At 34.8% G+C, this 690-nt stretch carries 1 protein-coding gene; it reads right to left on the minus strand.

All coding sequences use genetic code 11. From position 1 onward, the window contains the following. Positions 1-133 precede the first annotated feature (133 nt). Positions 134-661, minus strand: coding sequence for a DMP19 family protein (locus POW22_RS10375; RefSeq protein WP_272832602.1), 528 nt, complete (start codon positions 659-661; stop codon positions 134-136). Positions 662-690: the final 29 nt, after the last annotated feature.

The following is a 690-nucleotide window of genomic DNA, read 5'->3' on the forward strand; positions in this document are numbered from 1 at the left end:
CAACGTCCCCGTATAAACGCCGTGCGAACCATCCGACGCGCGCTAAACGTAACGTTTTATCTCTTTAAATTAAATTTTCTTCTCTTCCACCATGGCCTTGTAAGCGTTGGCGTTTATGCGTTGTTGTAACGCGTTAATTCTCAAAATCAGATCTGTTCTTTAATACAAAAGCTATTAACAATTCAGTCAGATTATCATTGTATTCGTAAAATAACGAGTCCAATGCTTCCCAATTTTCTTCTGCTTTCTTTTCTATTAATGCCATCACATTTTGTCTTTCAAATCTGTCTTTTGGCACCGCACCATTTTTAAATTCTGAGTTTGCGTCTTTTACTATTTCCGCTGTTTTTTTAGCACCAATTAAGTTTAATGCGTTAATCGTTTCGTTTGCAAAATTTCCACTTGAATTCCAGTAAAATTGATTGAATCCACCATTGTTAATTTCACGCTCCAAATTTTCGACAAGCAACAAGACTTTTTGCGATTCGTTCAATAATTCAATTTTCTCACCGTATGAACACTTTTGATTCAGATACGTGTCGATTTCGATTACTATCTTATCCTGGCTTTCCATTTTTAGAACTTTATCTAAATCAAATTGAGCTTGTGAACTTGCGTTCACAGAAAATAAAGATGCTATAAATAGGAATAGTTTTTTCAAAGTGTATTTAGTAATGCGTTACAACGTCC

The organism is Gilvibacter sediminis, assembly GCF_028561565.1.
GTDB lineage: Bacteria > Bacteroidota > Bacteroidia > Flavobacteriales > Flavobacteriaceae > Gilvibacter > Gilvibacter sediminis.